Source organism: Arsenicibacter sp. R0_47, assembly GCF_057652235.1.
This window is the reverse complement of sequence record NZ_JBYFCJ010000127.1, coordinates 1-316: the sequence shown is the minus strand read 5'-3', so window position 1 is coordinate 316 and position 316 is coordinate 1. Positions and strand designations below refer to the sequence as shown.

General features: G+C 47.2%; 1 pseudogene. It reads left to right on the top strand.

Annotation, left to right across the window (positions count from 1 at the left end):
- Positions 1–19 precede the first annotated feature (19 nt).
- A pseudogene (locus tag AC23NW_RS36320) lies at positions 20–316 on the top strand (aminotransferase class III-fold pyridoxal phosphate-dependent enzyme); the annotation flags it as partial.

Sequence of the window (316 nt, the reverse complement as noted above, 5' to 3'; positions counted from 1 at the left end):
GAAACTATTTGTACAGACAATGTCACAACTCTTTAATGTTTATCCGCTGTATGATATCGATCCTGTGCGGGCACAGGGGAGTTATCTGGGGGATTCAAAAGGCGAACGGTACCTCGACCTGTACGGGGGCCACGCTGTCATCTCTGTAGGTCATACCCACCCAAGTTATGTCAGGGCCATTACTGAACAATTAAACCGGATTTCGTTCTATTCAAATTCAGTCAGGATTCCCTTGCAGTAAGAACTGTCCGAAAAGCTGGGAGCGTTGTCGGGTTACCCTGACTATGCGTTATTCCTCTGTAATTCAGGCGCTGAA